At 48.1% G+C, this 13,027-nt stretch carries 13 protein-coding genes and 1 pseudogene; 5 read left to right on the top strand and 9 right to left on the bottom strand.

Going from position 1 to position 13,027, the window contains the following annotated elements; translation table 11 throughout:
* A partial coding sequence (locus tag NBG71_RS17155; RefSeq protein WP_231433162.1) for a DMT family transporter occupies window positions 1-187 on the bottom strand: 187 nt, incomplete at its 3' end.
* On the opposite strand from NBG71_RS17155, the gene hypA reads away from it, so the two are divergent.
* Complete coding sequence (gene hypA / locus NBG71_RS17160; protein WP_050583588.1) at window positions 140-445, top strand: hydrogenase maturation nickel metallochaperone HypA; 306 nt, start codon at window positions 140-142, stop codon at window positions 443-445. The genes NBG71_RS17155 and hypA overlap by 48 nt on opposite strands.
* A 3-nt stretch (window positions 446-448) precedes the next feature.
* On the opposite strand, the gene ampR is transcribed toward hypA, so the two are convergent.
* The gene (gene ampR / locus NBG71_RS17165) at window positions 449-1,324 is read right to left on the bottom strand and encodes a LysR family transcriptional regulator AmpR (protein ID WP_004193231.1); all 876 of its coding nucleotides are present in this window, start codon (window positions 1,322-1,324) and stop codon (window positions 449-451) included.
* Between the two features lie 110 nt (window positions 1,325-1,434).
* Here ampR and NBG71_RS17170 point away from each other — a divergent pair, with 110 nt between their 5' ends.
* Window positions 1,435-2,574: an extended-spectrum class C beta-lactamase DHA-1 gene (locus NBG71_RS17170; protein WP_004236386.1), complete on the top strand. Its 1,140-nt coding sequence runs from the start codon at window positions 1,435-1,437 to the stop codon at window positions 2,572-2,574.
* Between the two features lie 194 nt (window positions 2,575-2,768).
* Entirely contained in the window at window positions 2,769-3,209 is a 441-nt protein-coding gene (locus tag NBG71_RS17175) for a hypothetical protein (protein ID WP_223672965.1), read from the top strand.
* 177 nt (window positions 3,210-3,386) lie between these two features.
* Here the strand turns inward: NBG71_RS17175 and NBG71_RS17180 are convergent, their stop codons facing one another.
* The 6 genes from NBG71_RS17180 to lnu(F) form a co-directional block, all read right to left on the bottom strand.
* On the bottom strand, window positions 3,387-4,928 hold the full coding sequence (locus NBG71_RS17180; protein ID WP_000050481.1) for an IS91-like element ISCR1 family transposase: 1,542 nt from the start codon (window positions 4,926-4,928) through the stop codon (window positions 3,387-3,389).
* A gap of 404 nt (window positions 4,929-5,332) precedes the next feature.
* Window positions 5,333-6,172, bottom strand: coding sequence for a sulfonamide-resistant dihydropteroate synthase Sul1 (gene sul1, locus NBG71_RS17185; protein ID WP_000259031.1), 840 nt, complete (start codon window positions 6,170-6,172; stop codon window positions 5,333-5,335).
* Complete coding sequence (locus tag NBG71_RS17190) at window positions 6,166-6,513, bottom strand: quaternary ammonium compound efflux SMR transporter QacE delta 1 (RefSeq protein ID WP_000679427.1); 348 nt, start codon at window positions 6,511-6,513, stop codon at window positions 6,166-6,168. The genes sul1 and NBG71_RS17190 overlap by 7 nt, the downstream gene beginning before the upstream one ends.
* A gap of 163 nt (window positions 6,514-6,676) precedes the next feature.
* Entirely contained in the window at window positions 6,677-7,468 is a 792-nt protein-coding gene (gene aadA1, locus NBG71_RS17195; RefSeq protein WP_001206316.1) for an ANT(3'')-Ia family aminoglycoside nucleotidyltransferase AadA1, read from the bottom strand.
* Between the two features lie 16 nt (window positions 7,469-7,484).
* Window positions 7,485-7,958: a trimethoprim-resistant dihydrofolate reductase DfrA1 gene (gene dfrA1 / locus NBG71_RS17200; RefSeq protein ID WP_000777554.1), complete on the bottom strand. Its 474-nt coding sequence runs from the start codon at window positions 7,956-7,958 to the stop codon at window positions 7,485-7,487.
* Window positions 7,955-8,800, bottom strand: a complete 846-nt coding sequence (gene lnu(F) / locus NBG71_RS17205) for a lincosamide nucleotidyltransferase Lnu(F) (RefSeq protein ID WP_070342364.1) — start codon at window positions 8,798-8,800, stop codon at window positions 7,955-7,957. The genes dfrA1 and lnu(F) overlap by 4 nt, the downstream gene beginning before the upstream one ends.
* 385 nt (window positions 8,801-9,185) lie before the next feature.
* Here lnu(F) and intI2 point away from each other — a divergent pair.
* Window positions 9,186-10,163 (top strand): annotated as a pseudogene (gene intI2, locus NBG71_RS17210) (class 2 integron integrase IntI2).
* A gap of 187 nt (window positions 10,164-10,350) precedes the next feature.
* Here the strand turns inward: intI2 and NBG71_RS17215 are convergent.
* Window positions 10,351-10,590 carry a BrxA family protein gene (locus NBG71_RS17215; RefSeq protein WP_001353740.1) on the bottom strand — a complete coding sequence of 80 codons (240 nt, stop codon included), beginning with the start codon at window positions 10,588-10,590 and terminating at the stop codon, window positions 10,351-10,353.
* Between the two features lie 1,301 nt (window positions 10,591-11,891).
* Between NBG71_RS17215 and NBG71_RS17220 the strand changes: the two genes are divergently transcribed.
* Window positions 11,892-13,025 (top strand): M20 family metallopeptidase, encoded by a 1,134-nt coding sequence (locus NBG71_RS17220; protein WP_075674271.1) that lies wholly within the window; start codon window positions 11,892-11,894, stop codon window positions 13,023-13,025.
* The last annotated feature ends 2 nt before the right edge of the window (window positions 13,026-13,027 follow it).

Below are 13,027 nucleotides of genomic sequence, written 5' to 3' on the forward strand. Positions count from 1 at the left end.
CGAGTCCCGACCAGACTGCATAAGCAACACCGACAGGGATGGATTTCAGAACCAGAGAAAGAAAATAAAATGCGATGCCATAACCGATTATGACAACGGCGGAAGGGGCAAGCTTAGTAAAGCCCTCGGTGCGGCGGACATTATCCGCGAACAGGCTGAACAGCACGGCATTGCGCGGGTAACGGATGTCTGGCTGGAAGTCGGCGCACTGGCGGATGTTGAGGAGAGTGCACTGCATTTCTGTTTTGATATCGCCTGCCGTGATACCGTGGCGCAGGGCTGCACACTGCATATTGATGTTATCCCGGCACAGGCATGGTGCTGGGATTGCAGCCGTGAGGCCGAAATCATGCAGCACGCCGGATGCTGTCCGCACTGCGGCAGTGAACGGCTGCGCATCAGTGAAGGTGATGATTTGCGGGTAAAAAGCCTGGAAGGTGAGTGAGTTTTACGCCGCCGCCGTATTCAGCAGCCAGCGGGCGAATTGCTGCATGGCCGGGGTTTCCGTACGGGACTGTAACCGCGTCAGCCAGTAGCCGCCGAGGGTGATTTCTGCGGCAAACGGCTGTACCAGTGCGCCTGACTGTAACAGGCGGCTGAACATACATACCGGTGCGATCGCTACCCCGGCACCCAGTTGTGCCGCCTCGGCCATGGCCAGTGAGGTATCGAACACCATTACCGGCTGTGACGGGGAAGGCGGTGTGCCGCCCGCACAATCCAGCCAGCGGCTCCATTCATCCCGGCGGAATGAGCGCAGCAGGGTAAAGCGGTGAACATCATCCGGCTGCTGTAACTGTTCTGCAATGGCCGGTGAGCACAGCGGAGCGTGTGGTGCACTGAAAATCAGTTCCGCATCTGACTCATGCCACGCGCCGTTACCGAAACGGATCGTATAATCATGCCCTTCCGCCGCCGGGTCCACATGATTGTTATGGGTGGAGATATGCAGATCAATATGCGGATGGCTGTCATAGAATCCGGCCAGACGCGGCAGCAGCCAGCCTGCGGCAAATGTTCCCACCGCACCGACTTTCACCCGCTCACGGAACTGCCCGTGAGAAAAACACTCCAGAGTATCCGCAATCCGGTCAAACGCCTCATTGAGCACCGGCAGTAATCCCTCACCTTCATGGGTCAGCACCAGCCCGCGCGAGACGCGGGTAAACAGCACACAGCCGAGTTGTTCTTCCAGCGCCCTGACCTGCTGGCTGACGGCGGCATGGGTGACATTCAGCTCAATCGCCGCGCGGGTAAAACTGAGATGACGGGCGGCGGCCTCAAAGGCGCGCAGCGGGTTAAGGGGGAGATAACGTCTGACCATAATCCACCTGTAAGTTTTTCTTTAGGCTCTTGTTATAAATAACCGTTTGTTCTGTCCGGTGAATCTGACTATACTTGCCGCCGTTACTCACACACGGAAGGTTAATTCTGATGAAAAAATCGTTATCTGCAACACTGATTTCCGCTCTGCTGGCGTTTTCCGCCCCGGGGTTTTCTGCCGCTGATAATGTCGCGGCGGTGGTGGACAGCACCATTAAACCGCTGATGGCACAGCAGGATATTCCCGGGATGGCGGTTGCCGTCTCCGTAAAGGGTAAGCCCTATTATTTCAATTATGGTTTTGCCGATATTCAGGCAAAACAGCCGGTCACTGAAAATACACTATTTGAGCTCGGATCTGTAAGTAAAACTTTCACAGGTGTGCTGGGTGCGGTTTCTGTGGCGAAAAAAGAGATGGCGCTGAATGATCCGGCGGCAAAATACCAGCCGGAGCTGGCTCTGCCGCAGTGGAAGGGGATCACATTGCTGGATCTGGCTACCTATACCGCAGGCGGACTGCCGTTACAGGTGCCGGATGCGGTAAAAAGCCGTGCGGATCTGCTGAATTTCTATCAGCAGTGGCAGCCGTCCCGGAAACCGGGCGATATGCGTCTGTATGCAAACAGCAGTATCGGCCTGTTTGGTGCTCTGACCGCAAACGCGGCGGGGATGCCGTATGAGCAGTTGCTGACTGCACGGATCCTGGCACCGCTGGGGTTATCTCACACCTTTATTACTGTGCCGGAAAGTGCGCAAAGCCAGTATGCGTACGGTTATAAAAACAAAAAACCGGTCCGCGTGTCGCCGGGACAGCTTGATGCGGAATCTTACGGCGTGAAATCCGCCTCAAAAGATATGCTGCGCTGGGCGGAAATGAATATGGAGCCGTCACGGGCCGGTAATGCGGATCTGGAAATGGCAATGTATCTCGCCCAGACCCGCTACTATAAAACCGCCGCGATTAACCAGGGGCTGGGCTGGGAAATGTATGACTGGCCGCAGCAGAAAGATATGATCATTAACGGTGTGACCAACGAGGTCGCATTGCAGCCGCATCCGGTAACAGACAACCAGGTTCAGCCGTATAACCGTGCTTCCTGGGTGCATAAAACGGGCGCAACAACTGGTTTCGGCGCCTATGTCGCCTTTATTCCGGAAAAACAGGTGGCGATTGTGATTCTGGCGAATAAAAACTACCCGAATACCGAAAGAGTCAAAGCTGCACAGGCTATTTTGAGTGCACTGGAATAATTTTTTTCCTGAACAGGCCCCTGCGGATACGCCGGGGCCGTAATTTAAGATTATTCCTTATGCAATAATTTGCTTTATGGGCTGTTTTATGGAGGATGAGAGTATCGGGCACTGACAGCTTCCGGCTGAACCGGATTTCACTGTGTGCTGCGGCAAACTGATGTCAGTCTCAACACACAGAGGAAAATGTTGTCATGGACGTTCTGCGTTTTATCCTCCGCTTACCTTTTATTTTGCTGCGTCTGGCGGCTCGCAGTCTTGTTTATCTCTTTACTCTGCTGGGTTTTCTGCTGCGCCCGTTCACCGGACGGATCCGCTGGGCGGTGCCGGGCTGGGTGACCTTTGCCGGTAATCAGCTTGCCCGGCTGGAGCGGGGGGGCAACCGCTATCCGAAAACCATATCTGCCTTATTATTACTGACTGCTGCGGTGGCAGCGGGCAGTTATTACACCTGGCACTGGTATCAGAACAAACCGAAGCCGGTGGATGTTGCGCCGCTGGTGGTGCAGGATATTTCCGCGTCTGTGCAGCGCCCTTCGGCGGTTAATTATAACCGTGATGATAATTCAGCGCAGATTGTGGGTATAGGAAGTATAAACCACCTTTTTGCTCCTCATCCGAAGTATCTTACCTGAAATTCCCTCACTCGTTTACCGCTCAAGCCCCAATTTTAACTGCCGGTCCAGCCTAAACCGCTCTAATAAGGTTCGATTTGGCGGTAAAATCTCTAGCCTGATAGCTCGAGAGATACAAACTGCCCCACCGCCCCGTTTAAAAGTTGGCAGTGTTGAGCAGTGTTGGATTTGGGGTCGTCAGTCAAAGAGACGACTCTGTGATGGATCGAACAGGCTGGGAGTCAGTGGCGGCGCTCGTTCTGGTGGCAGCTCACGCTGCTTGGCGGCATTCGCCTTGGCTGTTTTCTGTTTCAGATGCTTGAGAATCTGCTCAATGACCTTCGGATCTTCGATGCTGGCAATCACTTTGACGTGACCGCCGCAGTGTTCGCAGACTTCAATATCAATATTGAAGACTCGCTTGAGGCGTTGCATCCAGGTCATGGCGCGGTGGCGCTCTGCAGGACTCTTGTCACGCCAGTTAGTATCGAGACCTTCCGATTTGTCGGGCTTCTTGCCCCGCTTGGCGGGTGTTACTTGAACTCGGTGTTTGCTGTTCGGTGCAAAGACGCCGTGGAAGCGTGTGAGGTTGACTCGCGGCTTAGGTACCAACGCAGCGAGTTTGGCGATGAAGTCCAGCGGCTCGAAGATCACATGGGTGGTGCCATTGCGGTACGGAGTTTTGAGCTCGTAACGCACCTGCCCATTGGCGGTTAATGCCAGACGTTTTTCTGAAACCGCTGGCCGACTAATGTAGCGACACAAGCGCTCAAGCTTATCCCGCTGATGCGCTTCGGCCATCACACCGGCGTGTAGCGAGAAACCAGCATGGTTGGCTACTCGACTGCTTGAGTCGGCTTTATCCTCACGCCCTGGCAAGGTTTGCAGGGTGAAGACTTTGCGCCCTTGCTGGGGGCCGACGGCAATGCGATACGTAACCGAAGCACCATGTAATTGAGTCAGCGTATCGTCTTCGCCCTCTTCCAGTGTCAACCACGTATTCTCGGCATCACGCTCCAAAATCCCACGCTTTTCCATGCAGCGAGCGATGCGATGGCTGAGGGTGTGAGCGAGCGTATTCAGCTCATCGTAAGTGGGTGCCTTGACACGATGGAAGCGTTGCTTGCCATAGTCATCTTCGGCATAGACACCATCGAGAAACAGCATGTGGTAGTGGACATTGAGATTTAGCGCGGAGCCAAAGCGTTGGATAAGAGTCACTGAGCCAGTTTGTGCAGAGGCTTTGGTGTAACCGGCTTTTTTGATCAGATGAGTTGAGAGTGTACGATAGACGATACTCAAGACCTGGCCCATCAGCTGGGGATGGCGAGCCAGCAAAAAGCGTAGCTGGAAAGGAAAGCTGAGCACCCACTGGCGAATGGGCTCCTTGGGGAAGACTTCGTCTATCAGCAGCGCCGCACTCTCGGCCATCCGGCGGGCACCGCAGCTAGGGCAAAAGCCGCGTCGTTTACAGCTGAAGGCGACCAGACGCTCGTGATGACAATCCTCGCAGCGAACCCGCATGAAACCATACTCCAGACGGCCACATTGGAGGAGGTCGTTGAATTCTTGTTGGATGTAGCGAGGCAGGTGTTGACCTTGGGCTTCGAGTGAGGCTTTGAAGGCTGGGTAGTGCTGCTCAACCAGCTGGTAGAGCAGCGTCTGGTCGGGTTGGTGGCGTTCGTAACCGTTTGTTTGAGTGGGCGATTGACTCGCCGTGGCGTTCCTTGCCAGCGACATGGGTATCCTCCGCTGATACTGTGGTTATGTACAGTATCAGCGGCTTGCGTTCAGACGTCCAGTCTGGCCCTAGACATCGCTAAATGCTTAACCCGCAATAGCCCTCACGAGTTGTTATCAGCCACTACCGGTTGAGCGAGAAGGTTTTGGGTTCAGGGTGCTATTGCTCCACCAATCACAATACTGAAGCCCCAACTGTTATCAGTTGGGGCTTTTTCTTGTCTGTTTGCGGCGGTTGCGTTTTATCGGTAGTCGTCGAGCTCTGCACCATCCCACATAAGAGCTTAACGGTGCGATCTTCAACGCCATCACACAAAACTTTCTTTTTCACGCACAGTCAACTTATTGGATGTTTTATTAACAACCCAAAAGGAGATATTTAGCGGGCGGCCGGAAGGTGAATGCTAGGCATGATCTAACCCTCGGTCTCTGGCGTCGCGACTGCGAAATTTCGCGAGGGTTTCCGAGAAGGTGATTGCGCTTCGCAGATCTCCAGGCGCGTGGGTGCGGACGTAGTCAGCGCCATTGCCGATCGCGTGAAGTTCCGCCGCAAGGCTCGCTGGACCCAGATCCTTTACAGGAAGGCCAACGGTGGCGCCCAAGAAGGATTTCCGCGACACCGAGACCAATAGCGGAAGCCCCAACGCCGACTTCAGCTTTTGAAGGTTCGACAGCACGTGCAGCGATGTTTCCGGTGCGGGGCTCAAGAAAAATCCCATCCCCGGATCGAGGATGAGCCGGTCGGCAGCGACCCCGCTCCGTCGCAAGGCGGAAACCCGCGCCTCGAAGAACCGCACAATCTCGTCGAGCGCGTCTTCGGGTCGAAGGTGACCGGTGCGGGTGGCGATGCCATCCCGCTGCGCTGAGTGCATAACCACCAGCCTGCAGTCCGCCTCAGCAATATCGGGATAGAGCGCAGGGTCAGGAAATCCTTGGATATCGTTCAGGTAGCCCACGCCGCGCTTGAGCGCATAGCGCTGGGTTTCCGGTTGGAAGCTGTCGATTGAAACACGGTGCATCTGATCGGACAGGGCGTCTAAGAGCGGCGCAATACGTCTGATCTCATCGGCCGGCGATACAGGCCTCGCGTCCGGATGGCTGGCGGCCGGTCCGACATCCACGACGTCTGATCCGACTCGCAGCATTTCGATCGCCGCGGTGACAGCGCCGGCGGGGTCTAGCCGCCGGCTCTCATCGAAGAAGGAGTCCTCGGTGAGATTCAGAATGCCGAACACCGTCACCATGGCGTCGGCCTCCGCAGCGACTTCCACGATGGGGATCGGGCGAGCAAAAAGGCAGCAATTATGAGCCCCATACCTACAAAGCCCCACGCATCAAGCTTTTGCCCATGAAGCAACCAGGCAATGGCTGTAATTATGACGACGCCGAGTCCCGACCAGACTGCATAAGCAACACCGACAGGGATGGATTTCAGAACCAGAGAAAGAAAATAAAATGCGATGCCATAACCGATTATGACAACGGCGGAAGGGGCAAGCTTAGTAAAGCCCTCGCTAGATTTTAATGCGGATGTTGCGATTACTTCGCCAACTATTGCGATAACAAGAAAAAGCCAGCCTTTCATGATATATCTCCCAATTTGTGTAGGGCTTATTATGCACGCTTAAAAATAATAAAAGCAGACTTGACCTGATAGTTTGGCTGTGAGCAATTATGTGCTTAGTGCATCTAACGCTTGAGTTAAGCCGCGCCGCGAAGCGGCGTCGGCTTGAACGAATTGTTAGACATTATTTGCCGACTACCTTGGTGATCTCGCCTTTCACGTAGTGGACAAATTCTTCCAACTGATCTGCGCGCGAGGCCAAGCGATCTTCTTCTTGTCCAAGATAAGCCTGTCTAGCTTCAAGTATGACGGGCTGATACTGGGCCGGCAGGCGCTCCATTGCCCAGTCGGCAGCGACATCCTTCGGCGCGATTTTGCCGGTTACTGCGCTGTACCAAATGCGGGACAACGTAAGCACTACATTTCGCTCATCGCCAGCCCAGTCGGGCGGCGAGTTCCATAGCGTTAAGGTTTCATTTAGCGCCTCAAATAGATCCTGTTCAGGAACCGGATCAAAGAGTTCCTCCGCCGCTGGACCTACCAAGGCAACGCTATGTTCTCTTGCTTTTGTCAGCAAGATAGCCAGATCAATGTCGATCGTGGCTGGCTCGAAGATACCTGCAAGAATGTCATTGCGCTGCCATTCTCCAAATTGCAGTTCGCGCTTAGCTGGATAACGCCACGGAATGATGTCGTCGTGCACAACAATGGTGACTTCTACAGCGCGGAGAATCTCGCTCTCTCCAGGGGAAGCCGAAGTTTCCAAAAGGTCGTTGATCAAAGCTCGCCGCGTTGTTTCATCAAGCCTTACGGTCACCGTAACCAGCAAATCAATATCACTGTGTGGCTTCAGGCCGCCATCCACTGCGGAGCCGTACAAATGTACGGCCAGCAACGTCGGTTCGAGATGGCGCTCGATGACGCCAACTACCTCTGATAGTTGAGTCGATACTTCGGCGATCACCGCTTCCCTCATGATGTTTAACATTTTATTAACCCTTTTGCCAGATTTGGTAACTATAATTTATGTTAGAGGCGAAGTCTTGGGTAAAAACTGGCCTAAAATTGCTGGGGATTTCAGGAAAGTAAACATCACCTTCCGGCTCGATGTCTATTGTAGATATATGTAGTGTATCTACTTGATCGATCAGGCTTTTGTATATCTCCCCACCACCTGAAACAATGACATGATCCGTTATTTTCTTTAGGTTGGTTAAAGCATCTTTAATTGATGGAAAGATCAATACGTTCTCATTGTCAGATGTAAAACTTGAACGTGTTACGACCGCATACTTTCGGTTGGGTAATGCTCCCATTGATTCAAAAGTCTTGCGTCCAACCAACAGCCATTGGTTATAGGTAATAGCTTTAAACAGGAGCTGTTCACCTTTGGCACTCCATGGAATATCAGGGCCATTCCCGATAACTCCATTCTTCGATATAGCTACCATTAGTGATAGTTTCACAATTCTTCCTCAGAGGTTAACATTTTATTGTGCGGCGTCGCAGATTCATTTAGCAACCTTTTTGTCTGCGCAATTACAATTCTCGGAAGCTCGATATTCAGAGGTCCAGCCACACTCCTGAACAATTCGAGACTCCACTTCCACGTTTCATGATAGGCTACACATAGTGCTTTTGGTTCCGCGCTGCCTGTGCATGCCAGGTAGCGATTATACGAGTCCTCCGAGACATCCTTTTCGAGCGCGCGTGAAGGTGTCGGCCAGTGGTCTGTTGCCCCTTCATGGAGGCGAACCAACTTGAGTAAGTTTTCATGTGCTTTGCTGAGCAAAGCCCAGGCGCGAGCATACTCTCCCCGATTTAAAAGATTTGCCCCAAAGAGCATCAGGCTGATGAGGTTCAATACAAGTCCTTCCACCAGCGGCGCGCCTTCACGTTTCGGGGGACTGCCCACGAGAGCACTCGCGTACCTTGACAACTCTCCTGATCGGTCCAACAAAACAGCCTCCTCAAGCGAGGGAAACCACCCGTAGCCTTGCCAAGTGGAAATGACCGGTATGTCCGATTTTCGCATGAAATGGAATTCACCGCGAATGCCGTTTTCAAAAAGCGCGGTGTGGTGGCCGAAGTCATCCGGAAAGTAAGCTGCAACCGGACTTACAGCATTAAGCCACGAGCGCTGATCGAAATTTTCAAAATGATCATCCTGGATGAACACTGCAAATTCGATATCAGAGAACTCGTCACCCTCTCCGATAGCAAATGAGCCGAACATCAGCGCCGCGATTATTCGTGCATCCTCATGGCAAGCTTCCTTGAAGCGTTCGATCATTTTCTGCTGAAGCATTGAAACATCCTTTTGTTGAAGCCACTGATTCTGCGGAAAGGTATACGCAGCTTTTGTTTTATTCTTACGCACAACATTTTATTAGTAAGCATGCTCGTTTTGTCACCCGCTGATGCTTACCGTTAATTAATATAATCACTTGTATTAAATAGACTTTCTTTAAAAATACAAGACACTCTGTTATTACAAATCGTGCATGCCGTCTATCCTGCTTGCACGATGCACATTATCTCACCCAAAGAACTCATAACATTTTAATTTATTTAGCATTAAATTAAAACTCTACCGGTAAACAAGCATCTCTAGGCGTAAAAAACAGGCACTTTTTTAAATCCCAGCTAGAATAGGCTGTATAGGCAGACAGTTGCAAGACAAGGAGCGTTTTATGTCTAACAGTCCATTTTTAAATTCTATACGCACGGATATGCGACAAAAAGGTTATGCGCTGAAAACTGAAAAAACTTACCTGCACTGGATTAAGCGTTTTATTCTGTTTCACAAAAAACGTCATCCTCAGACCATGGGCAGTGAAGAGGTCAGGCTGTTTTTATCCAGCTTAGCAAACAGCAGACATGTAGCCATAAACACGCAGAAAATCGCTTTAAATGCCCTAGCTTTTTTGTACAACAGGTTTTTACAACAGCCGTTGGGCGATATTGATTATATCCCTGCAAGCAAGCCTAGACGGCTACCCTCTGTTATCTCTGCAAATGAAGTGCAACGCATTTTGCAGGTTATGGATACTCGCAACCAAGTTATTTTTACGCTGCTGTATGGTGCAGGTTTGCGCATTAATGAATGCTTGCGTTTGCGGGTTAAAGATTTTGATTTTGATAATGGCTGCATCACTGTGCATGACGGTAAGGGTGGGAAAAGCAGAAACAGCCTACTGCCCACGCGCCTAATCCCAGCAATAAAATAACTCATTGAGCAAGCGCGGCTTATTCAGCAAGACGACAACTTACAAGGCGTAGGGCCATCGCTGCCTTTTGCTTTAGATCACAAATACCCTTCTGCTTATCGACAAGCGGCGTGGATGTTTGTCTTTCCCTCCAGCACGCTCTGCAACCACCCGTATAACGGCAAATTATGCCGCCATCATCTGCATGACTCCGTTGCGCGAAAGGCATTGAAGGCAGCCGTACAAAAAGCAGGCATCGTTAGCAAGCGTGTCACTTGTCATACATTTCGTCACTCGTTTGCTACGCATCTATTACAAGCGGGGCGTGATATTCGCACTGTGCAAGAACTCTTAGGGCATAACGATGTTAAGACCACGCAAATCTATACGCATGTGTTGGGTCAGCATTTTGCCGGCACCACCAGTCCTGCGGATGGACTGATGCTACTTATCAATCAGTAAAAGTAGATAAATATCTTTATGTAGCCCTGAGTAGCCCCTGATACTTTTTATGGTGAAAAAGATAAACAATCATAGAGGGGATAAATATGAGCCAGTTCTACCATTGTTCAGATAAGTTTAAGCAAGATACTGTCAATCACAGTGACCATTCATGGTCATTACACTTCCTCCAGTTGCCAGACAATGCCTAACATAAAAACGCAAAAGCCCAAAAGTCAGAGCTTAGGTGTTCTAGGCGTTTTCTAAGCGCTGAAGAAATACGTCTTACCGTAGATTGCGTGCGTTTCTGAAGCACATTTTCCTTATACATGGCTTTATCCCAGGCAGCTTCATCAAGCTCTTGGAGTAACAAGCCAGTAATAATGCGACACTCTCGGGTTTGTAGCGAGCCGCTGGTGAGATCGGAGTTATAGCGGAAAGGGGTCATTTGTAATTATTTGTGGGTGGAGGATAGTTAACTTATTATTGTAGTTGGAAGAGGCTGCTTTCCAAACATTAGCACCTCGTAATGCTTGTTACTGTATATTAATTTATGCTCTTAGCGCATGTTAATGGGCTATTACAATGCATAATGTCCACATCAAGATAACTGTGGCTTAACACCTGTACAAGCGAAAAAAATCAATCACCTGTCCGGAAATACGGGATCACTGTAAAGTGTTGGTGAGGCAGTCTAGGAGGGGGATTTAATTTGGGATACTGATGAAAGGATTATGATCAGTTGGATATAGGATCGTACTAAGCTGAGCGGCAGGTTAGCTAGATTAGTTAACCAGATAAGTGAAATCTAGTTCCAAACTATTTTGTCATTTTTAATTTTCGTATTAGCTTACGACGCTACACCCAGTTCCCATCTATTTTGTCACTCTTCCCTAAATAATCCTTAAAAACTCCATTTCCACCCCTCCCAGTTCCCAACTATTTTGTCCGCCCACAAATTTATTGTTATTTATACTTAAACCCAGTGAGATCTTAACTGATACACTGGGTTTTTTATTATATTTATCGTATATCTAGGTTTTTAGATATAAAAAAAATTTATTAAATAAGGCTAACACTGCTAATTAACAACAACGTCAACAATAATTATCGTTAATAATGATTAATGAGGAGCGCTTAACTTAAAGAAAAATAATTCAAGTAATCTTTTTATTAAATAAGAACGTTTATTTATCTTTTCTAGAAATAAAATATTTAATAATAAAAGTAAATTATATTTTATAATTTAAAAAATAGTTAAGATTGGTGTTGTAATTTACTGTTTATTTTGATAATTCTATTTTTTATTTTTATGAGTATTCTGTTTTTATTGGATCTTTTCTTATATCGGTATTTTATTTTATCTATATTAATTTGATTTAAAATGAGATTTTTTTACGTTTTATTTTGTTTTATTTTTCTAGTTTCTTATTAAAACAGTCAAGCAATATTCAGGTTAACTCTCTTATCTCCTCTGATCTCTTATTTAAAAAATATATTTCTTATATTGCTTTTATTGGTTGTTTAATTAATTGTTATTATGATTTTAAAAAACAGATGCAATCATATTAAATATATGTAAAGTTTAAGGTTTCTTTATTTATTAGTAAATAATGAAAATTAAAAATGAACGCTAATGATTGTTATTTAGCGTTTTGTTGCAGTTTATAAGCGAGTTATTTCAGGAGAAATAAAGCTCAAAAGCAAGCTAAGAAAAACTGCAAATTATAATTACAAGAGGTAAGAGAAATGCAAAACACAATTAATTCACAATACAATGAAATGGTTGAATTTTTAAAAGAATTAGTGAACACAGAAAGTGGCTCTTATGATAAAGAGGGCGTTGATGCTGTTGCTAATTTACTTATCCAACGTTATGAAAAACTCGGTTTTGTTGTTGAAATTTTTAAAAATGACAAACTAGGGAATAACTACCGTTTAGTGCATAAAGAAGCTAAAGATCCACAAATTTTCATTGCTGCTCATCTTGATACAGTTTTCCCTAAAGGAACAGTGGCAGAGCGTCCATTTAGTATTGAAGGTACTCGTGCTTACGGCCCTGGCGTTATTGATATGAAAGCCAGTCATGTTCTGACTTATTACGCGATCAATGCACTGATGCAATCAGGCAATAGTGCTTATAAAAATGTTGAAATTTTCCTGAATTGTGATGAAGAAATTGGTTCAAAAACTTCTCGTGGTCTGATTGAACAGTATGCCAAGAATAAATCCTATGCCTTAGTGATGGAGCCTGCTCGAGCTAATGGGGCGATTGTGAGTGCGCGTCGTGGAGTGGGCACTTATGAGCTTTTAATTGAAGGTAAAGCATCTCACTCAGGTATTGCACCAGAAGCGGGAATTAGTGCTATTCAAGAACTCTCTTATAAAATTCAAGCATTACATGCGCTTTCTCGCCATGATGACGGGCTTTCTGTCAACGTAGGATTGATTTCTGGTGGTACATCAGTCAATACCGTTGCACCTAATGCGCGTGCTGAAATTGATGTTCGTATTTCAACCGATGAGCAAGGTGTTGAAATTGATAAACTTGTAAGGGAAGTATGTAGCAAGCCTGCCTTGGAAGGTATTAAGCTTACACTTAATGGTGGTATTAATCGCCCTCCTATGGTCAAAACGCCTGAAAGTGGTGCTTTAATTGACATCATAAAAGAGCAAGCTCGTCTACTTGGTCTTGATATTGAAGATATTTCAACAGGTGGTGGCTCTGATGCTTCGTTTACAGCAGGGGTTGGCACACCTAGTGTAGATGGTTTAGGCCCTATTGGGGGATATCAACACAGCGATAAAGAATATATTGATTTGCCTTCATTAACCGAAAGAACGGCGCTATTTGCCAATATTTTAAAGCGCTTGTCTCAATAAGG

This window comes from Proteus sp. FZP2095 (genome assembly GCF_023701425.1).
Lineage (GTDB): Bacteria > Pseudomonadota > Gammaproteobacteria > Enterobacterales > Enterobacteriaceae > Proteus > Proteus cibarius.

Coding starts and splice junctions, on each gene's coding strand:
- ampR (WP_004193231.1), bottom strand. CDS start 1,324: ATGGTCAGACGTTATCTCCCCCTTAACCCGCTGCGCGCCTTTGAGGCC.
- NBG71_RS17170 (WP_004236386.1), top strand. CDS start 1,435: ATGAAAAAATCGTTATCTGCAACACTGATTTCCGCTCTGCTGGCGTTT.
- NBG71_RS17175 (WP_223672965.1), top strand. CDS start 2,769: ATGGACGTTCTGCGTTTTATCCTCCGCTTACCTTTTATTTTGCTGCGT.
- NBG71_RS17180 (WP_000050481.1), bottom strand. CDS start 4,928: ATGTCGCTGGCAAGGAACGCCACGGCGAGTCAATCGCCCACTCAAACA.
- sul1 (WP_000259031.1), bottom strand. CDS start 6,172: ATGGTGACGGTGTTCGGCATTCTGAATCTCACCGAGGACTCCTTCTTC.
- NBG71_RS17190 (WP_000679427.1), bottom strand. CDS start 6,513: ATGAAAGGCTGGCTTTTTCTTGTTATCGCAATAGTTGGCGAAGTAATC.
- aadA1 (WP_001206316.1), bottom strand. CDS start 7,468: ATGAGGGAAGCGGTGATCGCCGAAGTATCGACTCAACTATCAGAGGTA.
- NBG71_RS17215 (WP_001353740.1), bottom strand. CDS start 10,590: ATGACCCCTTTCCGCTATAACTCCGATCTCACCAGCGGCTCGCTACAA.
- NBG71_RS17220 (WP_075674271.1), top strand. CDS start 11,892: ATGCAAAACACAATTAATTCACAATACAATGAAATGGTTGAATTTTTA.